The organism is Ohtaekwangia sp. (assembly GCF_036786105.1).
Taxonomy (GTDB): domain Bacteria; phylum Bacteroidota; class Bacteroidia; order Cytophagales; family Cyclobacteriaceae; genus Ohtaekwangia.
In genome coordinates, this window is the sequence record NZ_DAIQRQ010000017.1 from 19814 (window position 1) to 41882 (window position 22069).

At 45.0% G+C, this 22069-nt stretch carries 24 protein-coding genes; 10 read left to right on the top strand and 14 right to left on the bottom strand.

Features of this window, described 5'->3' with window-relative positions; translation table 11 throughout:
• Both V7Q33_RS09910 and V7Q33_RS09915 read left to right on the top strand, forming a co-directional pair.
• Nucleotides 1-1040, top strand: a 1040-nt coding sequence (locus V7Q33_RS09910) for a sensor histidine kinase (RefSeq protein WP_333819742.1), incomplete at its 5' end; no start/stop codon positions are given.
• Nucleotides 1041-1061: 21 nt separating this feature from the next.
• Nucleotides 1062-1805 (top strand): LytR/AlgR family response regulator transcription factor, encoded by a 744-nt coding sequence (locus V7Q33_RS09915; RefSeq protein WP_079687297.1) that lies wholly within the window; start codon nt 1062-1064, stop codon nt 1803-1805.
• A gap of 86 nt (nt 1806-1891) precedes the next feature.
• On the opposite strand, the gene V7Q33_RS09920 is transcribed toward V7Q33_RS09915, so the two are convergent.
• Genes V7Q33_RS09920 through gloA2 form a run of 3 tightly spaced genes read right to left on the bottom strand, consistent with a single transcriptional unit; the run spans nt 1892 to nt 3564 of the window.
• On the bottom strand, nt 1892-2542 hold the full coding sequence (locus V7Q33_RS09920) for a DUF4230 domain-containing protein (RefSeq protein ID WP_333819743.1): 651 nt from the start codon (nt 2540-2542) through the stop codon (nt 1892-1894).
• 23 nt (nt 2543-2565) lie between these two features.
• Complete coding sequence (locus V7Q33_RS09925) at nt 2566-3171, bottom strand: LpxA family transferase (RefSeq protein ID WP_331981862.1); 606 nt, start codon at nt 3169-3171, stop codon at nt 2566-2568.
• 3 nt (nt 3172-3174) lie between these two features.
• Nucleotides 3175-3564, bottom strand: a complete 390-nt coding sequence (gene gloA2 / locus V7Q33_RS09930) for an SMU1112c/YaeR family gloxylase I-like metalloprotein (RefSeq protein WP_331981865.1) — start codon at nt 3562-3564, stop codon at nt 3175-3177.
• Between the two features lie 320 nt (nt 3565-3884).
• Here gloA2 and V7Q33_RS09935 point away from each other — a divergent pair, with 320 nt between their 5' ends.
• Nucleotides 3885-4343, top strand: coding sequence for an acyl-CoA thioesterase (locus V7Q33_RS09935; RefSeq protein ID WP_331981868.1), 459 nt, complete (start codon nt 3885-3887; stop codon nt 4341-4343).
• Here V7Q33_RS09935 and purN read toward each other — a convergent pair.
• A complete protein-coding gene (purN, locus tag V7Q33_RS09940) occupies nt 4340-4921 on the bottom strand; it encodes a phosphoribosylglycinamide formyltransferase (protein WP_331981871.1) in 582 nt (193 codons plus the stop codon). The two genes, V7Q33_RS09935 and purN, sit on opposite strands and share 4 nt — an antisense overlap.
• 112 nt (nt 4922-5033) lie before the next feature.
• Here purN and V7Q33_RS09945 point away from each other — a divergent pair, with 112 nt between their 5' ends.
• Complete coding sequence (locus V7Q33_RS09945) at nt 5034-5450, top strand: hypothetical protein (protein ID WP_333819744.1); 417 nt, start codon at nt 5034-5036, stop codon at nt 5448-5450.
• A gap of 7 nt (nt 5451-5457) precedes the next feature.
• Here V7Q33_RS09945 and V7Q33_RS09950 read toward each other — a convergent pair whose 3' ends face one another.
• On the bottom strand, nt 5458-5826 hold the full coding sequence (locus V7Q33_RS09950; protein ID WP_333819745.1) for a hypothetical protein: 369 nt from the start codon (nt 5824-5826) through the stop codon (nt 5458-5460).
• Nucleotides 5827-5965: 139 nt separating this feature from the next.
• On the opposite strand from V7Q33_RS09950, the gene V7Q33_RS09955 reads away from it, so the two are divergent.
• Entirely contained in the window at nt 5966-6427 is a 462-nt protein-coding gene (locus V7Q33_RS09955) for a hypothetical protein (RefSeq protein WP_333819746.1), read from the top strand.
• 31 nt (nt 6428-6458) lie between these two features.
• On the opposite strand, the gene V7Q33_RS09960 is transcribed toward V7Q33_RS09955, so the two are convergent.
• On the bottom strand, nt 6459-6947 hold the full coding sequence (locus V7Q33_RS09960) for a YdeI/OmpD-associated family protein (RefSeq protein ID WP_333819747.1): 489 nt from the start codon (nt 6945-6947) through the stop codon (nt 6459-6461).
• A 219-nt stretch (nt 6948-7166) separates the two neighbouring features.
• On the opposite strand from V7Q33_RS09960, the gene V7Q33_RS09965 reads away from it, so the two are divergent.
• From V7Q33_RS09965 to hemH, 3 genes are all read left to right on the top strand, one after another.
• Complete coding sequence (locus tag V7Q33_RS09965; RefSeq protein ID WP_331981888.1) at nt 7167-8993, top strand: PAS domain S-box protein; 1827 nt, start codon at nt 7167-7169, stop codon at nt 8991-8993.
• A complete protein-coding gene (locus V7Q33_RS09970) occupies nt 8990-10156 on the top strand; it encodes a hypothetical protein (RefSeq protein WP_331981891.1) in 1167 nt (388 codons plus the stop codon). The genes V7Q33_RS09965 and V7Q33_RS09970 overlap by 4 nt, the downstream gene beginning before the upstream one ends.
• A 79-nt stretch (nt 10157-10235) precedes the next feature.
• Complete coding sequence (hemH, locus tag V7Q33_RS09975; protein WP_333819748.1) at nt 10236-11243, top strand: ferrochelatase; 1008 nt, start codon at nt 10236-10238, stop codon at nt 11241-11243.
• Between the two features lies 1 nt (nt 11244).
• On the opposite strand, the gene V7Q33_RS09980 is transcribed toward hemH, so the two are convergent.
• Together V7Q33_RS09980 and V7Q33_RS09985 are read right to left on the bottom strand one after the other, a co-directional pair.
• A complete protein-coding gene (locus V7Q33_RS09980; RefSeq protein WP_333819749.1) occupies nt 11245-11973 on the bottom strand; it encodes a LytR/AlgR family response regulator transcription factor in 729 nt (242 codons plus the stop codon).
• Entirely contained in the window at nt 11970-13067 is a 1098-nt protein-coding gene (locus V7Q33_RS09985; RefSeq protein WP_333819750.1) for a sensor histidine kinase, read from the bottom strand. The genes V7Q33_RS09980 and V7Q33_RS09985 overlap by 4 nt, the downstream gene beginning before the upstream one ends.
• Before the next feature lie 188 nt (nt 13068-13255).
• Here V7Q33_RS09985 and V7Q33_RS09990 point away from each other — a divergent pair, with 188 nt between their 5' ends.
• Complete coding sequence (locus V7Q33_RS09990) at nt 13256-13564, top strand: hypothetical protein (RefSeq protein WP_333819751.1); 309 nt, start codon at nt 13256-13258, stop codon at nt 13562-13564.
• Nucleotides 13565-13625: 61 nt separating this feature from the next.
• On the opposite strand, the gene V7Q33_RS09995 is transcribed toward V7Q33_RS09990, so the two are convergent.
• The 3 genes from V7Q33_RS09995 to V7Q33_RS10005 are packed head-to-tail and all read right to left on the bottom strand — an operon-like array spanning nt 13626 to nt 15861.
• A complete protein-coding gene (locus tag V7Q33_RS09995; RefSeq protein WP_331981904.1) occupies nt 13626-14024 on the bottom strand; it encodes a DUF2721 domain-containing protein in 399 nt (132 codons plus the stop codon).
• A 20-nt stretch (nt 14025-14044) separates the two neighbouring features.
• Nucleotides 14045-15277, bottom strand: a complete 1233-nt coding sequence (locus V7Q33_RS10000; RefSeq protein ID WP_331981907.1) for an MFS transporter — start codon at nt 15275-15277, stop codon at nt 14045-14047.
• Nucleotides 15274-15861 carry an ATP-binding protein gene (locus V7Q33_RS10005; RefSeq protein WP_331981910.1) on the bottom strand — a complete coding sequence of 196 codons (588 nt, stop codon included), beginning with the start codon at nt 15859-15861 and terminating at the stop codon, nt 15274-15276. Before V7Q33_RS10005 ends, V7Q33_RS10000 begins: the two co-directional genes overlap by 4 nt.
• Nucleotides 15862-15878: 17 nt before the next feature.
• Here V7Q33_RS10005 and V7Q33_RS10010 point away from each other — a divergent pair, with 17 nt between their 5' ends.
• The gene (locus tag V7Q33_RS10010) at nt 15879-17342 is read left to right on the top strand and encodes a flavin monoamine oxidase family protein (RefSeq protein WP_333819752.1); all 1464 of its coding nucleotides are present in this window, start codon (nt 15879-15881) and stop codon (nt 17340-17342) included.
• A 3-nt stretch (nt 17343-17345) separates the two neighbouring features.
• Here V7Q33_RS10010 and V7Q33_RS10015 read toward each other — a convergent pair whose 3' ends face one another.
• The 3 genes from V7Q33_RS10015 to V7Q33_RS10025 all read right to left on the bottom strand — a co-directional run bounded on the left by V7Q33_RS10015 (nt 17346) and on the right by V7Q33_RS10025 (nt 21910).
• Nucleotides 17346-19793 carry an ABC transporter permease gene (locus tag V7Q33_RS10015; RefSeq protein ID WP_333819753.1) on the bottom strand — a complete coding sequence of 816 codons (2448 nt, stop codon included), beginning with the start codon at nt 19791-19793 and terminating at the stop codon, nt 17346-17348.
• 135 nt (nt 19794-19928) lie between these two features.
• A complete protein-coding gene (accD, locus tag V7Q33_RS10020) occupies nt 19929-20768 on the bottom strand; it encodes an acetyl-CoA carboxylase, carboxyltransferase subunit beta (protein WP_331981919.1) in 840 nt (279 codons plus the stop codon).
• A gap of 71 nt (nt 20769-20839) precedes the next feature.
• The gene (locus tag V7Q33_RS10025; protein ID WP_331981922.1) at nt 20840-21910 is read right to left on the bottom strand and encodes a class I fructose-bisphosphate aldolase; all 1071 of its coding nucleotides are present in this window, start codon (nt 21908-21910) and stop codon (nt 20840-20842) included.
• Between the last annotated feature and the right edge of the window lie 159 nt (nt 21911-22069).

A 22069-nucleotide genomic window follows, 5' to 3' on the forward strand; every position in this document is an offset into this window, starting at 1 on the left:
GGTTTGCCGCTAATTACGGCGTGGGTACTTTTATAGAGTGGAAGCTCGAAAACCCCAATACCTATATCTTCTGGAATACACTCTACCTTTTTGAAGTATTGTGTATCCTCATCATTGGCATTTTCTTCTATGCCAACTGGTTGTTCCGTTTCAGAATATATTTCCAGGTTGCCGGCCATGCGGTGGGTGCTATGATGCACTTCCTCATTATGGGTACTTTGTCGTATTACCTGGAAGACTACGTGGAGGGTTATGCCGGTTGGGATTTCTGGAAAGCTCACATTATAGGATTGTTGAAATGGGAAGGGCTTCACTTTCACGACCAGTATATTATCACCGTTGGGGTATATTATGTGATCGGCTACTTCCAGGGCTTGCAGAAACAGGAGCAGGAAAAGAGCGAGTTGGCGTTGAAGAACCGCGAGATGCAGATATCGTTGTTGAAGTCGCAGATAAACCCGCACTTTCTTTTCAATACATTAAATTCCATTAACACGCTGATTGGCTCCAGCAAGGAGCAGGCGCGAAAAGTAATTACGCAGCTCTCGGATATTTTTCGTTATGCGCTCGATTCGCATGGCGACCAGATGGTAAAGCTTATTCAGGAACTTGATTTTATTGACAACTATATACGCATTCAACAAGTACGTTTTGGCGATCGGTTGAAATTTGTGAAGCAGGTAGATTTCTCTTGCCTGAATGTTGAAATTCCCCCGATGATTCTTCAACCCCTTGTTGAGAACTCTGTGAAGTATGGTATAGCACCGAAAGAAGATGGCGGTACAATCATTCTTACCGTGAAGCGTTTCAATAACATGATCTTTTTTGAAGTGAAAGATGATGGATTGGGCTCCAAAGCAAAAAAGGTAATGGATGGCAGCTCCAGTGGTGTAGGGATGAAGAATACAGATCAACGTCTCAAGAGTATATTTGGCCCTGGCTCAGGCCTGCGCATTCACTCCAATGAATGGGGATATTCCGTGAGCTTCTTTATACCATACGAGGAAGTGGTCGAAGAAATGAAAAGTAAAGCAGTGTAACTTATTAAAACTTAATTATACATGAACATAACCTGTGTTATTGTCGATGATGAAAAGTTAGCACGCGACCTCCTGCAAGAGTATTTGCAACAGATGCCAAATATTCAGGTAATTGGCGAATGCTCCAAAGGAAAAGACGCGGTAGAGTTAATAGATAAGGAAAAACCTGATCTCGTTTTTCTCGATGTACAAATGCCCGGCATGACCGGCTTTGATGTGCTCGATGAAATTACGCACGATCCGTATGTGATATTCTGTACTGCCTACGACCAGTATGCACTGAAGGCTTTCGAGAAGAATGCTGTTGACTATATATTGAAACCGCTCGATCAGGAGCGTTTTAAACTGGCGGTTGAACGCGCTATCGCCCGCATGAAGATGGAGCAAAACAATGTTGGCGAACTGCTGCGCAACCTGAAAACTGAAAACAAAACTTCGTACGACTCGCACATCTTTGTGCAGAAGTCTGAGAAGCTGCTGAACCTGCCGGTAGATGAGATTGTATACCTGGAAGCTTCCGGTGATTATACCATTCTCACTACCAAGAACGATCAGTTTGTAAGCTCATCGGGTATTGGTAAGCTGGAAGAAATTCTCAATCCGGAGATCTTTATTCGTGTGCACAGAAGTACCATTATCAACATCAACAGTTTGAAGGAAATTGAAAAACACTTCAACGGTGGTATGGTGGTAAAGATGCAAAACGGTAAGAGCTTCCCTGTGAGCAGAACCTACGCAAAACTTATCCGTAAAAAAGTGGTATAAAAATAGCTCCCACAGATTTCACAGACTTGCACAGAAATCTTTTTGGCATTATTCTGTGTACTTCTGTGAGTTCTGTGGGAAATTTTTTACGGTAAATTTATCTTCTCTGTGTCGGTATACTCTATCGTAACTTCCTTCCCGTGCAGTTTCATGATCTCTTTAATTTTAGCCTCAAAAGATTGCTGCGCCTGTTTTACAAATTCTGCCTGTTCGGCATAGCGCCTGGCATCGGTGATGAACGCATTCATCGCGTTAGATCGATCTTCCGGGTTCACCCAATTCCAAAGACCGTTTTCATCTTTGGATTTTACATCTCCCAGCGATTCGATCGATAACAGCTGTGGGTGAGGCAATGTAACAATTGCTTTATCGTCATTGATGCGAATAGAAAATTTCTGATTCAAATCAAATCCTGCCTTGGCCTCAAACGTTCCGGTGACGGTAATTTTCTTTGTGCTCTTCAACCACGTACTGTTCCATATATACTGATGTTGAAATTTTTGTGATATAGTAGCAAGTTCCAGTATAGGCGTTTGCTGTTGGAGCACAACTGTGTTGTTAACGGTTACTTCGGGAGTAAACTGAAAAGCTTCTTTGAAGTCTCGTCCTATCTGTTTGGCACCTTCATACGATCGTTGTGCTACTTTCGTAGGTATATACACGATTAGTACATAGGCAGTAATGCTTAGCGTAATGAGCAGAACAATGATGAGAATAATCTTTCGGTTGGAGAACATAGCAGTATAAGCAATATAGTACGTCAGTGAATTTGTTCAATAAGTTCAAGGCGTTTCACAATCGAATCGGGTAAAAGAATCGTTCCCGGTGAAAGCACTGCGTTAGCACCAATTTTTGCTCTATCGCCCACCAGTGCGCCAAACTTGGTGGAGGTTGTTATATACTCCTTATTGTTGATAAGCACTTTAATGGTTTTGTCAGAGCGTTCATTGTAGTGATTGGCAATAATAGAGCCGGCTTCCATATTTACCTGCGAACCTACAATAGAATCGCCGGCAAAATTGAAATGCGCGAGTGCCGCCAGCGGCATGATAAAGCTTGATTTTACTTCACAACCCGGACCAATGCTGGCACCTTCTCCGAGAAATACACCACCCCGCAAATATGCGTGCGCTCCTATAAAACATCCGGCCGAAATAATAATCGGACTTTTGAGTACGACATGCTCTTCGATGCGTGCATTTTTATGAATAGCGATGTTGTTTTGGATGCTATATTCGGATGAAAGTGTTTTGATTTTCTCCTCCACCAGCACCGATGCAGACGCTGTGATTTGCCACGGTAGTAATTCTTTTAATCCGGGAAAAAGCTGATTGAATGAGGAAATATAGAGTTGGATGTCAATCATAATTTATAGTTCATATAATTCGAGTGGCAGATTATCAGGGTCGGCAAAGAACGTAAATCGCTTGCCGGTATATTCATCAATGCGAATGGGTTCTGTTGTTACATTTTTATTAGATAATGCTTTTACTGCTTCTTCTATGTTATCAACTTCAAACGCAAGATGACGTAAGCCGCTTGCTTCCGGGCGCGATACACGTGGAGGAGGATCAGGAAATGAGAATAATTCGATCATATAGCGATCGCCTAACGCAAGGTCGAGCTTGTACGATCTGCGTTCGGCCCGGTAATATTCACCCAGTACACGAAAGCCTAGTACTTCGGTATAGAATTTTTTTGATACCTCATAGTTCGAGCAGATGATGGCGATATGATGAATATTTTTGATTTGCAACATGGTATACATAATCAACTTAAATTTCTGTAAAATTCCCGCATCATGGTTATCCTCTGGATTATTCTTGGAATAATTTTACTGCTGGCCGGCCTAGCTGACTGTAATCTTCTGTTTCTGTCAGGTCCACCGTTGTGCTTCATAGCACTGCTGTTGTCAATTAAAAACGGTGCCTTTGGTGCACCACACGGTTCCTGGTTATAGAAGGCTGGCTTTTTATTCGGAACGCTCCTAAAGGTGGTATGTTTGTTATGAGCTGGTACTTTATTGGCAGCCTGATGAAGTCGTAAGTAAAATTGTATATATCTTGTGCCTATAAATATATGGTAACACCTTTTAATCTTCCCATCCAGATACGTTGGTCTGATATAGATCAGAACCGCCACCTTCGCCATTCTGCCTATTATGACTATGGTGCTATGGCGCGTATGATCTTTTTATCGGAGCATGGCATTACGACACAAAAGCTTGATGAATTAAAGATCGGTCCCATCCTCTTTCGCGAAGAAGCCCTCTTTAAACGCGAAATTACCCTGGATGACAAGATTACACTTGATGTAGAGTTAACGCGCGCGGCAAAAGATTTTTCACGCTGGAGCCTGCGTCATAATTTCTTTAAACAAGATGGTACGCTGGCTGCCAATGTAACAGTAGATGGTGCGTGGATTGATCTTGAAAGAAGAAAGCTTGCTATACCGAACGAATTTATTCAGGGTATATTTAGCGAATTTCCGCGCGCAGCAGCGTTCGAGTGGATCATTCGCGAGGAGAAGAAAGCCTAAAGTATATTCTGTATCCACTGCTCGATTACACGCGGGTAATGTGTATACTCCAGCGCATGTACTTTCTCTGCAATCTGTTCCGGAGTGTCACCGGTATGTACCGGGCATGACGCCTGGAAGATAATTTTTCCTTCATCGTAATTGTCATCAACCGCATGGATGGTTATACCTGTTTCGGTATCTCCGGCATGTTTCACGGCGTTGTGGACGTTCATGCCATACATACCTTTGCCGCCATGCTTCGGTAAAAGAGCCGGATGTATATTGATGATCTTATGAGGAAATGCCCGGGTGAGGTAGGTGGGAATAAGCCAGAGAAAACCCGCAAGCACGATGTGTGTTACATTCTTTTCCTGCAACCAATCGAGTATCACGGTTTGCTCACGAAATTGCTGGCGATCGAACACGCGTGTTTCTATACCTGCGTTCCTGGCGCGTTGCAATGCATAAGCCTGTGCATGGTTACTGAGCAATAGCACAACATCGATGGAAGCGTGATCTTTAAAATGCTGAAAGATCTTCTCTGCATTGGTGCCACTTCCGGAAGCGAATACCGCCAGGTGATATTTTTTAGACATAAGCCCGCAAAGATAAGGCGACAGGTTTATTCATGAGTATAAAATTTATTATATACTTGAATCGCATTCAGAATAAGAAATTAACTTTAGCTGATTAACCGGTATAATGACTATGGAAACGTTTGGTGAAAAAGTAAAACGCACTACAAAGAAAGTAACGCGCATCATACTGCTGGTGGTGGTGCTGGGAGGTTTGATAACCTTTTCGGTTTTATACTGGGCAACGTATGAGGACGGTGTAATAGCCGGCACTATTCTGCGCATCAGCGAGAAGGGCGTTATATTCAAAACCTATGAGGGCAAGATTAACCTGGAAACGTTTGGCGCTTTGAAGGGAGCAAGCCCTATAGCAGAGTCGTTCGATTTTTCGGTAGAGAAAGACGAACAGGCGCTGATCAAGGAACTGCAGTCTGTGTCTCTCAGTGGCGAACGCGTTAACCTGTATTTTATAAAGCGCTATGCACGTTTCCCGTGGCGAGGCGACACCAAGTATTTTGCTACGCGGGTAGAGCGACTGGGTAATAAATAAAGGTGGTCTAGCGGTGCTCCATCTGCTGGATAAGCTCAGCCTTCTCTTCCATCAACCGGATGATTTTGCGCAGGTAATCGATCTCTTTGCGCGATAGTTCAAGCTGTCGCTGGTATTCGCTTTCCTGCTCAATGGGCAAGTTGCCGGCGGATATTTGCTCAGCACTTGTTTGAGGTTGATGAGTGTAGTATTGGAAAAAATTGTGATCGAGCACCTGCGATATTCTTAGCAGCAGTCCGGTATCAAGATGCCGCTTCCGGAAGATCCGATAAACATTCTGGCGAACGGTGCCGAGGGAATCAGCAAATTCGGTGAGCTTCATCTGGCGAAGGTCAAAGACCTCTTTGATTTTTGGGCCAATTTCAACGAGTGCCATGATCGTCTTTGTCTTTTTTTGAGATACTAAAGATACGTAAATTATAAGGTTACAGATGCCAGCTCGCTGGTTTACAGGTGTAACCAATAATTTTACAGAGTCGTAAATTGTCGCTAAACTTGTGTAACCAAAGCAAAATATGAGCTTTGCAGAATTTGCTCCGATCCTCAGTAGTTCTGAAAATATGGTAAAAGCCTTTTACCAAGACGAGTATGCTACCATTGAATTGGATGATTCCATTCCATGCATCCGCCTTACGTTAAATGGTGTTCCGCGTTACAGCGAGCACTATAATTTTATTCAGAAGAAGCGCCTGGAGCTCATGCAGCAGGAAATAAGAAACTACCCCAAGCTTCACATGCTCACTGATAGTCGTACAGCAGGCCCGGTATTGGATGAAGATGTATTGCATTTTAAAACGGAGATAATGCCCGCCATGGAACAAGCTGGCATTCGCTTCCTCGCCATTGTAATGCCCAGCAGTAAATTTACACAACTTACCATCCGCGACATGACGGCCCAGCCGAGGGTAATGACGATTCAATACTTTGAGTCGATGCGCGAAGCGAGACACTGGCTTCGCAAGATGACGGCTCTTTGATTCTGAAGCAGAAAGTTAAAAAGCCTGGTAATTATTTTTCGCTTGGATTCTTTTTACCCGCGAGCAGCTTTTCGATAATGGCTGTAAGACGTTTATTCCGTGTTTCTTCTTTTTTTGCATCGCGTATCCAGTTTGCATATTCCTTTCGGTTGGTATAGCTCAGCGACTCGAAGATTTTTTTCGCAGCGGCGTTTTTGGAAAGTGCTTTTTTGAGTTCGTCAGGAACGTCTACCACGCGTTCTTCAGTATCGAGATCTATTTCCACCGTTACTATGTCGCCAACCTTTTTACCGATGCTGGCACGAATGTCTTTACGCACCAATATAACATGGCAGCCAGTACCCATGTTGGCCAGTACTCCTCGATACGGGTGTCCATCAAACGTAGCCTTTACTTTTACCTGCCCCTTGGTTCCATATACTTTCTCAACATCAAACGGTATAGAGACGAATGCAGCGTCCATCGAAGTATCCGGGTTTTCCAGCACTGCTTTAAACACTTGTTTAAATGATTTAGCCATCGCTAAAAATATCTAAAATATTTTTGGATGCGATCACCCTCAGAAAAAACTTGATTCCGAAGAAAATGCTTCGTTTTTGCGGTATGAGTGGTATAAAAAACCGATAAACTGAAACAGGCCGTTGTTTTGTTAGGTGCATGGCGCTATCTTGCATGGCTCGAACCCAAACCCCTTGAAAGACCCTGTCAATTCTACATCAACGTGTTTGCCAGTATAACTATGCAGGATCTTATCAGGCACCTCCCCGCCGTAATCTACGAATACGCAATCTATCCTGATGGTAAATCGAAATTCACATTTGTCAGTGAATCCAGTGAGGCCATCCTGGGATTGACCCCGGAAGCTCTCATGGCGAATGCTGCGTTGCTGGATTCTATCGTACATGAAGAAGATCAGGAGCTGCAGCAAGAATCTTCTGCACGTTGCATTAAGGAAGGAAGGGATTGGACTTGGGAAGGGCGCATGAGGGTAAAGGAAAACAACATCTGGGTGGAAGTAAGATCTAATCACGAGCAACTTGCTGATGGAATCATCATCAGACGTGGCGTAATTCAGGACATAACAGAACGAAAGGAACTGGCGAAGGAAAGCGAACAACGCTATCTTACACTGGTAGACAGGCTCCCGATCGGCATTGTTATACATAAACAGGGCAAGCTGGTATTTGCCAATTCGCAGGCATACCAGATACTCGGCAGCAAAAAAACAACAGGACTTATCGGTACCGATGTGCTCAATTTTGTGCACCCCGATTATCATCAGCGCATAGTACGCAGAATGAAAGAAGGTGGTGGAATTTTATCGCCCATGGTGGAGCAGAAGTACGTGCGCATCGATGGAAAGATTATCGATGTGGAAACCATGTCGTCTCCCTTTACATTTCAGGGTGAAGCCTGCGTGCAGGTAATCTTCCGCGATATAACCGAACGCAAGCAAACCGAAGAACGCATCAAGAAAAATGAAACGCTGCTCACGCAGCTTTTCCAGAATATACCCATGGCGGTTGTGCAGCTAAACGAAATGGGTAAAGTAGAGCAGGTAAACAAAGGCTTCGAAGAGATGTTCGGCTTTACGCTGGAAGAGCTGAAGGGCAAGAGTATAAATGATTTTATAGTGCCCGAAGAACTCGTGCACGAAGGTGTCGATCTCAATAATCTGATCACTGCCAATCGCATTGTGAGTATAGAAACGATTCGCAAGACCCGAAACGGTAAGCTCATCAATGTAATTCTGTATGGAATGCCGGTAATGCTCGACCACCAGACCATCGGTATATATGGCGTGTATGTGGATTTTACCGATCGCAAAAAAGTTGAAGAAGAACTGAAGATCCGAAATACAGAGCTTGATAACTTCGTGTATAAAGTATCGCACGATCTGCGCGCACCACTGTCGTCAATACTGGGCCTGGTAAATCTTGCGCGACTTCCAGGTAATACCGACAACCCGATGGACTACATCGACATCATTGGTGAGAAGGTGCAACACCTCGATCATTTCATTGGTGATGTGTTAAGTCACTCGAAGAACCTGAAGATGGATGTCACTACGAGCCAGGTTGATTTCGAACAGATCATCGATCGCACATTCCAGGATCTCAATTACCTGGATGGTGCCAAAGAGATGGTACGCAATGTAAAGATCGAAGGCAATGTATTTTATAGTGACCCCTGGCGTATATCGGAGATTTTCCGCAATCTTATTTCGAACGCCGTAAAGTATCGCCAGCTTGACCTCACCAAGCCGCAGATCGATGTAAAGATATCGGTAGACAACCACCGGGCCGATATCAGCTTTGCCGACAACGGCATTGGTATAGATGAAGTAAGCCTGTCTAAAATATTTGAAATGTTTTACCGTGCCACCGAGCAATCTGATGGTTCCGGTATAGGACTTTATATTGTGAAGAATGCCGTGGAAAAACTGGGCGGACAGATTGCCGTATCAAGCCAGTTGAATATGGGAACACGTTTCCATATTATACTGCCAAATCGTGTAAATTTGGTGGTGCCAGCGGCGCAATCACAAGTTGTTGAACAACGATGAAAATTATTGAAGTAACTACTCCGCAGCTTGCGCGTGAGTTTATTGTATTTCCGGTTCGCCTCTACAAAAATGAACCGGCCTGGATACGTCCACTGGATAAAGATGTAGAGAATGTTTTTGATCCGGAGCAAAACAAAGCTTTCCGCCACGGACAATGTATCCGCTGGATATTAACCAACGATACAGGCGAAACCATCGGCCGCGTAGCTGCTTTCGTTAACGACAAGATTGTTCACAAAGGCAACGATCAGCCTACGGGCGGTATGGGCTTTTTTGAATGCATTAACGATCGTAATGCAGCGTTCATGTTATTTGATCAATGCAAAACATGGTTGCAATCCAAAGGCATGGAAGCTATGGACGGGCCGATAAATTTCGGGAGCCGCGATCGCTGGTGGGGGTTGCTCATTGAAGGATTTGATCGTGAGCCGAACTATCAATGCAACTATAATTTTTCCTATTATAAGGATTTCTTTGAAGCATACGGCTTCCAGGTGTATTTCTATCAGTTTACGTACGCACGTACCGTACGTGGACCGCTGTCGCCACGCCTGCAGGAAAAGGCAGATATAGCGCGGAGAGATCCGAATTATGATTTTCGCTATTTGCGAAAAGATGAAATGGAAAAACTGCCCGAATACCTGATGACGGTATATAACCGGGCATGGGCTAATCGCTCCGAAAATCCTGAACTCACCATGGCACAAGCGAAAGTGATTGTAAAACAGATGAAACCTATTATGGATCGCAAGCTGTTATACTTTGGATTTTATAAGGGCGAACCGGTTTCATTCTTTCTTTCGCTGCCCGAGATAAACCAGATATTTAAGTATGTAGAAGGAAAGCTCGACTGGTTAGGCAAGTTGAAGTTTATCTGGCACACACTGCGAAGAACCAATAAAAAAGCATTTGGTATTTTATTCGGCGTGGTGCCCGAGCACCAGGGAAAAGGGCTCGATGGCGCCATGATCATTAACGCCCGTGACGTGTTGCAGCCTGACGGCCGCTACGTGCAATATGAAATGAACTGGATTGGTGATTTTAATCCTAAAATGATTCTTGTAGTAGAGCAGGTAGGAGCCGATATTTCCAAGCGTCACGCCACCTATCGCAAGCTTTTTGACGAGACGAAGCCTTTCAAACGCGCACCGATATTAAAATAGCCGCGTTTTGCTTTTTTCCTGAAACTTCTTTTGTGGCAGCGTGTTATACAATTCGTTTACTTGCACGCGAATTTGTATCATGAATAAAACCGGAGTTCTTCTCATTAACCTGGGCACGCCTGATAGCCCTTCTGTGAGCGATGTGCGCTCGTACCTTTCTCAATTCCTCAACGATCCGCGTGTGATCGATATTCCGTGGCTGGCGCGCAAAGTGCTTGTAAACCTCATCATCGTTCCATTCCGTGCCCCAAAGTCGGCTAAAATATACCAGAAGCTCTGGACGGAAAACGGTTCGCCTCTGCTGTACTATAGCGAAGAAGCTAAACGTCTGCTGCAACAAGAGCTGCCTCAAGACTACCAGGTGCACCTGGCCATGCGCTATAAAAATCCTTCTATACCTGATGTGCTGGAGACGATGCGCAAAAAGAACTATAGCCGTATTATAATATTGCCTATGTTTCCACAGTATGCATCAGCTTCTACCGGCTCTGCACTGGAAGAAGTAATGCGGGTTATGAAATCGTGGTGGGTGATTCCGGAAGTGAAAATGATCAGCCAGTATTACAATCATCCAACCTTTATTGATGCCTTTGTGGCACGTGGTAAACAATATACAATCAGCGATTACGATCATGTATTGTTCTCATACCACGGACTGCCTGAGCGCCAGGTAGACAAGGTATATGATAGTGGTCTTTGCTCGGACCACGACTGTGAGCAGGAGATCACACACGAAAACAAATTCTGCTATAAAGCCACCTGCTACGCTACCACACGCCTGCTGGCGGAAAAGCTAAATATACCGGCTGATAAATATACCGTATGCTTCCAATCACGGCTCGATCAGAAATGGCTCAAGCCGTTCTCGGATGAAGTGGTTCGTGAGTGCGGAAGAAAAGGCATGAAGAAGCTACTCGTATTCTCGCCAGCCTTTACTGCCGATTGCCTGGAAACCGTAATTGAAATCGGAGATGAATACCAGGAGATATTTCACGAGCATGGTGGTGAAAAAGTACAGCTCGTAGAAAGCCTTAACGATCATCCGCTTTGGATCAGGTGCCTGAAAGATCTCGTGTTGGCAAACTAAATTAAGGTCTGATGTGGGTGTTAAGCTTTTTGGCCAGTTCATGTTTGTAGAGCGGGCCAATGGGCAATTCGGTTTTGCCGATAAACACCGAATTCAGATTATAGGAGTCGATCTTGTTAAGCGCTACTATGAACGAGCGGTGTATACGCATGAAGTCGTGCTCGGGCAACATTTCTTCCAGCGCTGTAATTGTTTGCTTGGTGATAACTTGTTTCTCTGGCAGAAAGATGCGCACATAATCTTTCAGACTCTCGATATAGCGGATTTCCTCTACCATAATTTTTACCATTTTACGATCTGCACGCACGTAGAGGAAGCGTTCATTCTCAGTGGCCAAGGATTCGCGGTTCGCCACGGCCTGATGTTTTTGCTCAGGATTAATGGCGCGATGCACGGCACGGAGAAAGCGATCAAGTGAATAAGGCTTTAGTAGATAATCAACTGCGCCCAGATCAAATCCATCTACAGCATAGTCGCGGTGGGCCGTTGTAAAAATTACCTTGGGTGGTGACGGCAATGCACGCAGAAAGTCGATGCCGGTAAGCTTTGGCATGTTGATGTCGAGGAAGATCAGATCAACATGATTTTGCTGGATAAATTCAAACGCTGCCATAGCATGATGACACGCGCCTGCAATCTCCAGCATAGGAGTGGCTTCGATGTAAGTCTGCAGAATGTCAAGTGCCGGAGGTTCATCATCTACCAGCAGGCAGCGTAGCTTAGGGGTCATGCTTCAATCAGTTTGATCGCATTCAGGGCGACCGTTAGCGTGATTACAAATGTATCGTCATCTTCAGTAATACGCAGATCGTGCGCATTTGGATATAGTAATTGCAATCTCTTCTTCACATTTTGTAAACCTATATGAATGGAGTTTGGATTGTCGGTATCAGCCGAGCGGCCATTGATCAATTTAAATTTCAAAAAATCCTCCTGTATATGCAGGTCGAGACTGATCCATGCCTGCTCCACCATTTCATTAGCACCATGCTTGAAGCTATTCTCCAGTAACGGCAGCAGTAGCAAGGGCGCAATTACAGATGTATCCAGATCACCTTTTATGTTCACCGCCATATCAAGCCGATTGCCAAAACGTGATTTTTCCAGCTCAATATAGTGTTGCAGTACTTCTACTTCTTTCACGAGCGGCACAACGGGCCGGGCACATTCAGTTAGTATATAGCGCATCAGCTGCGACAGCTTCAGGATAGCTTCAGGAGTTTCTTCCGATCGCTTCAGCGCAAGCGAATATATACTGTTAAGTGTGTTAAACATGAAGTGTGGATGTATCTGTCCCTTCAACACTTCAAGCTCTGCTTTTACACGTTCTTTTTCGAGCTGTTCGTTCTCAATCTTCTTGGTATACCACGTCTTGATTAGCTTGATGGCTACGGCAAAACCTGCCACCGTGAGCGAGCCGCGTAATCCTCCCATAAAAGAGTAGAAGAAGGAAAAATGCTTCAAAGGGAAATTTACACTTTCCCGAAAAGGACGTATCAGGTTATAGTTCAATACAGGTGACAGTACTGCAGTGATAAGAATAAGAACAATTACCCATAAGAATCCAGCCCAGTATCGTTCACGAAAGATATACATCGGCAACACAAAGTATATAATAGCATAGCTGAGAAAGATGTGCTGTGGCAGAAAGATGGCAGACTCTACAAACGAAACAGAAAAGATATCGCGTGTCTCACCGTTATTATAATAGAAGCCATAGATAAACCCCTGAAAAGCCCAGCATACTACCCAAAACAGAAAATGCCGACTGAACCGATAATCGCTCCGGTTGGAAAGAACGAGTTTAGAGAAGAAGCTATCCATTGATATAACATACTGGATCAGACGATGAAAGTTCAGCTATTCTTCTGTTTGTAGACGAAAGTGGCCAAATCGTAGACGGAGCACATTCATCGCAGTGTTTATTAAATCCGTCTAGAAATATACTCTGCCGGTCAGTCAAGTGAAAATATAGCCCGCAATTCTCCGTATTTCATACAAATAATATGCGTATGAAATCTAAAGCAACCCTTTTAGCCGCTGTACTCTTTGTAATTGTACAGGTATTTGTAGCCGTGGAGTCGTTTGGTCAGGAGAAGTCAATGTACTGGGTGGTGGAGACCAATGCTGTAGATAAGCAGTATTCTATTGTGAGGTTCTATGATAAAAGCAATCAGTTGATGCACGAAGTAAAGCTCGACCATGTATACCTGGACATTCGTAAACCAAAATATCAACGCAGGCTCAATCAGCTTTTAAAGAAATATGAGGAGCGCGCAGCGTTCATTTCCAAAGGAAGCAAATCGAAGCGATCGATTTGATTTTTAGATTAAATGGTTCGCCCGGCCACGCGATGGCCGGGCTTTTTATTTAATGGCAGATTCAGATGCCTTCCATATCTTTCAGCTCGATCTCCAGTGCTTTTGTACTGATGTATATTTCGTTCAGCGATAATGTCAGGGACAGCAACAGAAAAACGAGGCTCAATCCAAATATACCTTCTGCCCATCCTTCCGATTGCAGGTAAAAAAACAGCATACTCAGTACGCAAAAGAAAAAAGCTGTAATACCCGCTGCCTGCATGTGCTTTACGAGCATAAGCCTGCGCTTTAAATTCTTGATCTGCGCTTTGATAACCTCATGATCTTCATGAATGGTTTTATACTTCGCGTGGAGGTTCCGGATCAACGTTGCCAATGCCAGAAACCGATTGGTATAGGCAAGCATCAGCAGTGTAATGGCCGGAAAGAGCAAAGCCGGAGTATTAATGGATATCTGCATCAGTATGTTGATTATATATACTACTCTATACGCTGGAGTGTACGAAGCGACTTGGATAACCAACTGGTAACACCTACAACGGCAACTGTCATGAAGCCGCCGAAAATTACTGACGGCACCACACCCAACAGTCGTGCTGCAACACCGGATTCAAACATCCCGATCTCATTCGATGAACCAATGAATATATGGTTCACAGCCGATACTCTTCCTTTCATATTCTCGGGAGTCAGCGTTTGTAACAGTGTACCACGTATAATTACACTCACGCAGTCAAACACACCGCTCATCATGAGCAGAAACATCGATAACCAGAAACTTGTTGAAAGCCCAAAGAGGATCATGCATACACCAAAGCCGGCCACACAATAGAACAGTATTGCACCTGTATTCTTTTTGATCGGGTTGTGCACGAGGTATAGCGCCATGAGCAATGCGCCAACACCGGGCGCTGCACGCAGAAAGCCAAGGCCTATTTTTCCCACGTGCAAAATAGTATCGGCAAATATAGGTAAGAGTGCCACAGCACCTCCGAATAACACAGCAAACAGATCGAGCGATATAGCACCGAGCACAATCTTGTTGTGGAAAACAAATCGTAAACCGGCTTTGATCTTCTCAACAATACCTTCTTCTTCTGAAGTTGCCGGCAGCGGTTTGTTATCCACCATAAACATAAGCAGCAGCCCGGCCAATACCAGCAGCGCATCGGCTGTATATGCTACCGATATGCCAAAGAACCCATAAAGCAATCCGCCCAGCGGAGGGCCGGAGAGTGATGCAGTTTCCCATAATGTACTGTTCCAGGTGATAGCATTGCTATACAGTTCGCGCGGCACCAGCTGTGGCATAAAAGCGAATACAGCCGGTGTAAGAAAACCGCGGGCTATACCACTTATGAAGATAACAGTATAGATCGGCATAGCACCCATTCTTAGAAAGAACGGTCCGGGTTCCAGGGTAAAGAAGAGTAACAACGCAGAGCAAAGCAGCAATGTGGTAACGCAAAGTGTAATGATTTTTTTACGCTGCACTACATCGGCCACATGGCCGGCATAGAGCGATACACCAATAGAAGGTATAGCTTCTGCAAGACCGATCAAGCCAAGCGATAGTGCGTCTTTGGTAATCTCATACACTTGCCATGCTACTACCACCGCTTGTATCTGTACAGCCAGCGTGATGCAGAAGCGGGCTGAGATAAAGTAACGATAGTCGCGTATTTGTAAGGCCGCGTAGGGGGAAGTACTCATGGGTTTTTCAGAATCTTTTCAATGGCATCAACTGCCAGTTTTCTCCGTTGCTCGCGTTCACCTCGTATTTCCACAAAGGGTACGGGCTGATTTTTCATTTCGTTGAGGTATAAAGTATAGAGCTTCTCGCGTTGATCGGGATGCTCGCGCTGCGGATCTTCCTCCCAGGGTACATCTACATACGTGAGAAGATACAGGTCGTATTTGCGCGAAGCTATATTGTCCAGTATCTCCTGGTGGCATGAGCCGAATTTAAATTCACTCCATACCTTGATCACGTATAAGTTTGTATCGCAGATCAACACCCGGTTTGCATCACGCATCCACTCATCTTCCAATCGAAGTTGTCCATGAGCAATGGTGAGCAGGTCTTGCTGCTGATACGGCCTCACCAGGTTGTTAATATAGCCCCGTGCATATTCCGGTATCCATACGGTATTGAAATGGTCGGCCAGGAATTTTGACATATCGGATTTCCCCGTGCATTCCGGGCCGATTATCGCCACTTTCTTTATGGCGGGCAGATCGAAGGCATTCATAATGCTAAAATCGTTTATATTTCCCGGAAATTTATTCACCACCATCACAAAACATTTTTGACGTGAAACGCAGACAGGCACTACAGCATATAGGACTTGGGGTTTCGGCGGGACTGATGTTTCCTGCCTGGTTAAGTTCATGTAAGTCAGAAGATCCAAAGCCGGAGATCACCTATGATGGTGTAGTAGGTGTGATCGGTGCCGGTGCTGCCGGCATGCATGTTGCCGATATATTAAGAAGCAAAGGTGTTACCGTTAGAATATTTGAGGCCTCCGATCGTATTGGTGGCCGGGTGCGTTCCTTGCAACGTCTAACGCAGCCTACAACATCGTTACTCTTTGATCCCAACAATTTACCCATCAGTACATATCCCGCAGAGTTAGGTGCACAGTTTATATGGGGAGCCGATTCTGCCTGGGGAAAGATCATCAGTCAACTTAACGTTCAAACCGTTGAGTTTTCTACACTGGGTACGGAAAGCTATTTTGTAGATGGCACTATAAAAACGGCTGCCGACCTGGCAAGCGATGCTGATTATATAGCAGCTCGGAATTTTGTTGCCAACCTGGTTAGTAACAATAGCACCGGTTCTGTGCAGCAGGCAATAGCCAGTGCCGGTATCAGCGGCCGCACGCAGGCGATCTTAAATTCGTGGATCGGGAACAGGTTGGGCACTTCCAACGATCAGCTTGGCATAAAAGCAGTAGCCGAAGCGTTGGCATTACAGACCCGTAACAACCAACAATTTGTGCTGAAGTCGAACCTGATGGAGGATGCGTTGCTCTCACGATTTAGCAACGCTATTCAATATGTAGAGTTGAATACCGTAGTGAAGAGTATAGATTATAGCGGTGATAAGATCAAGGTAGGTGGCGATCAGAATGGAAGTACATTCACTGCGGAAGTTGATCGGTTGATTGTAACTGTACCCGTATCTATACTCAAGTCGGGCCTGATATCCTTTAGCCCTGCATTGCCTGCAACGAAAACAACAGCACTATCGCGAATGGCCATGGATGCCAGTATTCGCGTGCGATTGGAGTTTAAGAAAAATTTCTGGGGTTCTTCTAGTACATTTCTATACGGAGGTATACAGGCTCCTGAATATTACAATGCCGGCCTGGGGCGCGATGATGCTCATCAGACGTTGGATATAACGATTCAGGGTGCGAAGGCTGCAGAGCTTTCTGCCAAAGGTAAAGACATGGTGCCGGTAATTCTTGCAGAGCTTGATGCTGTCTTCAACGGGCAGGCCACACAGAATATAAGGCGCGATCCACAGAACAATATACTCTATATGATCATGGATTGGACCAAAGAACCCTATATTGGTGGAGGTACAGCTTATGTTACCCCTGCCGGAAGCAACCAGGACAGACTTGATCTGGCGGCAGCCATCAATAAAAAAGTATTCTTTGCAGGCGAAGCCACCGATAGTGCCGGAGAGTATGGCACTATTAGCGGAGCACTGCAATCTGCTGAACGGGCTTCTGAGGAAGTAGTTGATTCGATTGTGAACGCGTAGTCGCTATTCGCTCTTCAACGACTTTACCGGATTTACAAGTGCAGCTTTGATGGACTGATAGCTTACCGTAAGCCAGGCAATAATCAAGGCTGTGGCACCTGCCAGTATAAATACTCCTATACCGAGCTCGATGCGATAGGCAAAACCTTCCAGCCAGTTGTTCATAATATACCAGGCCAGCGGTGTGGCCAGTATAAATGCAAGGAATATAAGCCTCGTAAAATCCCGCGACAGCAATATAACAATACTACCTGCCGATGCACCCAATACTTTGCGTATACCAATTTCTTTTGTGCGCAGGCTAGCTGTATAGGCTGCAAGGCCAAACAAACCAACACAGGCTATAGCAATGGCAAGTCCTGAAAATATACCAAACACGGTGCCTGCACGTTTTTCAGATTCATATTGAGCGGTGAGATTCTGATCGAGGAATTGATACTTGAAGGGCTGATCAGGAACGAGCGTTTTCCACACAGCTTCCGCAGCGTGTATTACACCCGATGCATTTTTACCTTTCACACGCAAGTATACATAGCCGGCACCGCCACCCAATCCTTCATTGCTTAGTATAGCCAAGGGTGTAACCGGGTCGCGCAGCGATTGAAAGTTGAAATCTTTAATGATGCCGATAATGGTATACTGCACCGTTACATTTCCCGTTTGTCTGCGTTGCACTTGCGAAAGTTTTTTGCCGATGGGATCAGCGATGCCTAATGTTCTTACAGCAGTTTCATTGAGTATAATGGAAAGTGAATCGTTGGTTTCGGGCGCAAAGCTGTGGCCTTTTACAAAATCGAATCCTACGGTTTCCGAAAAGTAATCATCTATACCCATCGCTTTTGTGGTAAGTATTTCAGAAGAACCTTCGGGGGTAAATTGCGCTCCGAAGAAATCGCCCTGTCTGCCCAGTAGTGCAAAGCTGCCTGCTGCTTTTTCAACATCGGCGGTGCGGCGCATCTCTTCAATATAGGTTTTGGCTTTGCCTTGTAGCGCACCCGCACGTTCTACAATCAGCAACTGTTCTTTATTGTAGCCAAGCGACTTGTTTTGCATATACCTCATTTGCTCCGCTACTACTAGTGTGCCCACGATCAGGATGATCGAGATAAAGAATTGGAAAACCACCAACCCATTGCGCAGCCACGACCCTTTGGCCGTGCCACTAAAATTACCTTTCATTACCAGAACAGGATTGAATGATGATAAGGCAAACGCAGGATAGCTGCCCGCTAAGAATCCAACAAGTAAAGCAATGCCCATTAGTATTATTGGAAGTATACCCGTAAGGTCGAGCGAAAGATGTTTATCAACCAGGACGTTGAAAGAAGGCAATACCAGCAATGCTATTCCAAGTGCTAGTACGGTGGCAAATATACTCAGCACAACAGACTCTACCAGGAATTGCGTAACAAGCTGAGCCTTTAATGAGCCCATCGCTTTGCGTACGCCAACTTCGCGGGCACGTTCCGTTGAGCGGGCCGTAGCCAGGTTCATAAAATTGATGCAGGCAATAACAAGTATAAGAACTGCTACCGCGATGAGAAAGTATATATAGTGTATATTTCCTCCCGGCTGCATCTTGGCTTCAATGTTGCGTGGATCTAGATGTATAGAAGTGAGTGGTTGCAGGAAGTAGCGATAATCATTGCCTTCACGTTTATAGTCAACCCACGATTTGCCAAGGTCATGCTCGATCTGTGCGGCAGCGTATGTATCAACCATTTTTGGAAACTTTGCTTCCAGGGCTTTAACATCTGTTCCGGGCTTCACCTGAATATATACATGCGCGGAGAAACTTGTGAAGTTGTCGCGCTGGCCGTTGCCAAAGAAGTTATCATCCCACTTGAAAAGAAAATCGAATTTGAAGTGCGAGTTGTGCGGAATATTCTCGCATACACCAGTAACGTGATAATCCTGATTGAACATGCTAAGTGTTTTTCCAACAGCATCATCATTACCAAAATAACGATGTGCTGTTTCTTCCGTAACAACAACATCGTTTGTGTTGATCAGCACTTTCTTCGGATCACCCTTTAATAATTTCAGGCTGAAGAAGGTAAAGAAGTTGGAGTCTGCTGCCATCACAAAGTTTTCTTCAAATTGCTTTACATCATTATGCGCATCTTTATAGTTTACGACTACCTGATTGATCGGCCCGCCCATTTTGATCACACCGGAGACCTCCGGAAAATCGCGCTGCATTACATCCGCGTATGAATGCGGAATAACGGCATAGTTAGTAAAGTGATTCGGATATTTTCGTTCGAGACTAACCTTGTATATGTTGCGGGCGTTCGCGTGAAATGAATCGTACGAGAACTCATTCGTAACAAAGATCACGATGAGCAGGCAACTGGCAATACCAATGGAAAGACCCAATACATTGATAATGGTATAGATCTTTTGTTTGATGAGGCTGCGAAGGGCAACACGAAGATAATTTTGTAGCATGCCTTTAATTTCTTCGGTAAATCTGGAAAAAGCAATACCGTACGTAACGTGATAGGTATCGCTGCAAGTCTGAATAAGCACAAAAAAAATCACCCGGTGTGCGGGCGATCTTTTAGTCAAGTATATTGATAAATGTTACTGCAGCATTTTGAGCAGCGACGAAAGTCTGCTTTTCAAATTACGGCGATCAACAATGAAATCGAGGAAACCGTGGTCGAGCACGAACTCGGCACTTTGAAATCCTTTTGGCAGATCTTTACCGATCGTTTCACGAATAACGCGCGGACCGGCAAAACCAATCAGTGAACCGGGTTCTGCAATATTAAAATCACCCAGCATAGCATACGATGCTGTTACACCCCCGGTAGTAGGGTCGGTAAGCAACGATATATAGGGAACCTTTGCAGCGTCAAGTTGAGCAATCTTGGCGGAAGTCTTGGCCATCTGCATCAGCGACAAGCCGGCTTCCATCATACGGGCACCACCAGAGCGCGATATCATCAGGAAAGGCTTTTTGTTCTTGAGGCTGTGATCCATGGCACGGGCAATTTTTTCTCCCACCACAGAACCCATCGATCCTCCGATGAAGGTAAAGTCCATACACGCGATAGTGATATCCAGACCATTCAATTTACCATACGCGGTGCGCACAGCATCTTTCAATCCCGACTTTTCCTGCGATTCTTTGATACGCTTCGGATAAGGTTTAGTGTCTTTGAATTTCAGCGGGTCGGCCGACTCCATGTTCTCATCCAGTTCGGTGAACTTGTTGTCGTCAAACAATACTTCAAAGTATTCTTCCGAGCCAATGCGCACGTGGTAATCTTCTTCCGGCACAACGTAAGCGTTGCTCTTCAATTCACGGGTATGAATGATCTTGCCGGCAGGCGATTTAAACCAAAGTCCATCAGGCACCTCACGTTTCGATTCCGTGGGTGTTACTATACCTTTATCACTGCGTTTGAACCAAGCCATGGGGTAAATATTTTGGTAAAAAATAAAGCCGATGTATCGAAGCTGATACATCGGCCTGTTACGTTCGTCAATTATGCTACGTCAACCGATTTATCGAGGTATACATCCTGAATAGCGTTCAGGATTTCTACACCTTCTTTCAATGGACGCTGGAATGCTTTTCTTCCGGAGATCAGGCCCATACCACCTGCGCGTTTGTTAATAACGGCGGTGCGTACTGCATCTGCCAGGTCGCTTGCTCCTTTAGATTCGCCACCAGAGCTGATCAAGCCTGCGCGCCCCATGAAGCAGTTAGCAACCTGGTAGCGGCACAGATCGATAGGGTGCTCAGAAGTAAGCTCGCTATAGATTCTCTCATCGAGTTTACCATAGCTGCTTCCGCCGGTGTTCAATGCTTTGTAGCCACCGTTGTTCTCGGCAAGCTTTTGCTTGATGATGTCTGCCTGAATCGTTACACCCAGGTGGTTCGCCTGGCCGGTAAGGTCAGCTGATACGTGATAATCAACACCACCTTGTTTGAAAGCGTTGTTGCGGGTATAGCACCACAGGATGGTAGCCAGACCTAACTTACGGGCTTGCTCGAATGCTGCAGAAACTTCCTGAATCTGGCGTGTAGCATTTTCAGAACCAAAGTAGATGGTTGCGCCTACAGCAACAGCACCCAGATTCCATGCGTCTTCTACAGAGCCGAACATGATCTCGTCAGCCTTGTTAGGATAAGTCAGCAATTCATTGTGATTGATCTTTACGATGAAAGGAATGCGGTGAGCATACTTTCTCGACATCAAAGCCAGTGCACCATAGGTAGTAGCCACTGCATTGCAGCCACCTTCGATAGCAAGCTTTACAATATTTTCAGGATCGAAGTAGTCAGGGTTTTTAGCAAAGGATGCTCCGGCACTGTGCTCGATACCTTGATCGATCGGGAGGATAGAAAGGAAGCCTGTGTTGGCAAGACGTCCTGTTCCATATAATTGCTGGAGACTTCTTAATACTTGAGGTGAGCGGTTCGACTGTGCGAAGATGTTGTCTACAAAATTCGGATTGGGAAGGTGAAGCCGATCTTTTGAAATGGTTTTGCTCTGGTGCTTCAACAGGTAATCTGCGTCTTTGCCCAAAAGCTCTGCAATGTTCTTTGCCATAATTCTGAATTATTGGTCTGGTTACGGTTTTTAATGAGCGGGGACAAAGTTATCAATTATTTAATTGTATGCTAACCCGCGCAAATTTCGCGGTTTTACCGGCTTTGCAATCGTATTAGATTTGAAAAAAATATTTCCCGGCCACAGATGTATACCAAT

Coding starts and splice junctions, on each gene's coding strand:
- purN (WP_331981871.1), bottom strand. CDS start 4,921: ATGTCTAAAAAATATCACCTGGCGGTATTCGCTTCCGGAAGTGGCACC.
- V7Q33_RS10025 (WP_331981922.1), bottom strand. CDS start 21,910: ATGGCAAAGAACATTGCAGAGCTTTTGGGCAAAGACGCAGATTACCTG.
- V7Q33_RS09915 (WP_079687297.1), top strand. CDS start 1,062: ATGAACATAACCTGTGTTATTGTCGATGATGAAAAGTTAGCACGCGAC.
- V7Q33_RS09995 (WP_331981904.1), bottom strand. CDS start 14,024: ATGCAGATATCCATTAATACTCCGGCTTTGCTCTTTCCGGCCATTACA.
- V7Q33_RS10015 (WP_333819753.1), bottom strand. CDS start 19,793: ATGCTACAAAATTATCTTCGTGTTGCCCTTCGCAGCCTCATCAAACAA.
- V7Q33_RS09955 (WP_333819746.1), top strand. CDS start 5,966: ATGAGCTTTGCAGAATTTGCTCCGATCCTCAGTAGTTCTGAAAATATG.
- V7Q33_RS09990 (WP_333819751.1), top strand. CDS start 13,256: ATGAAATCTAAAGCAACCCTTTTAGCCGCTGTACTCTTTGTAATTGTA.
- V7Q33_RS09970 (WP_331981891.1), top strand. CDS start 8,990: ATGAAAATTATTGAAGTAACTACTCCGCAGCTTGCGCGTGAGTTTATT.
- V7Q33_RS09925 (WP_331981862.1), bottom strand. CDS start 3,171: ATGATTGACATCCAACTCTATATTTCCTCATTCAATCAGCTTTTTCCC.
- V7Q33_RS09935 (WP_331981868.1), top strand. CDS start 3,885: ATGGTAACACCTTTTAATCTTCCCATCCAGATACGTTGGTCTGATATA.
- V7Q33_RS09950 (WP_333819745.1), bottom strand. CDS start 5,826: ATGGCACTCGTTGAAATTGGCCCAAAAATCAAAGAGGTCTTTGACCTT.
- V7Q33_RS10005 (WP_331981910.1), bottom strand. CDS start 15,861: ATGGTGGTGAATAAATTTCCGGGAAATATAAACGATTTTAGCATTATG.
- accD (WP_331981919.1), bottom strand. CDS start 20,768: ATGGCTTGGTTCAAACGCAGTGATAAAGGTATAGTAACACCCACGGAA.
- V7Q33_RS09985 (WP_333819750.1), bottom strand. CDS start 13,067: ATGGATAGCTTCTTCTCTAAACTCGTTCTTTCCAACCGGAGCGATTAT.
- hemH (WP_333819748.1), top strand. CDS start 10,236: ATGAATAAAACCGGAGTTCTTCTCATTAACCTGGGCACGCCTGATAGC.
- V7Q33_RS09960 (WP_333819747.1), bottom strand. CDS start 6,947: ATGGCTAAATCATTTAAACAAGTGTTTAAAGCAGTGCTGGAAAACCCG.
- V7Q33_RS09980 (WP_333819749.1), bottom strand. CDS start 11,973: ATGACCCCTAAGCTACGCTGCCTGCTGGTAGATGATGAACCTCCGGCA.
- V7Q33_RS09965 (WP_331981888.1), top strand. CDS start 7,167: ATGCAGGATCTTATCAGGCACCTCCCCGCCGTAATCTACGAATACGCA.
- gloA2 (WP_331981865.1), bottom strand. CDS start 3,564: ATGTTGCAAATCAAAAATATTCATCATATCGCCATCATCTGCTCGAAC.
- V7Q33_RS09920 (WP_333819743.1), bottom strand. CDS start 2,542: ATGTTCTCCAACCGAAAGATTATTCTCATCATTGTTCTGCTCATTACG.
- V7Q33_RS09945 (WP_333819744.1), top strand. CDS start 5,034: ATGGAAACGTTTGGTGAAAAAGTAAAACGCACTACAAAGAAAGTAACG.
- V7Q33_RS10000 (WP_331981907.1), bottom strand. CDS start 15,277: ATGAGTACTTCCCCCTACGCGGCCTTACAAATACGCGACTATCGTTAC.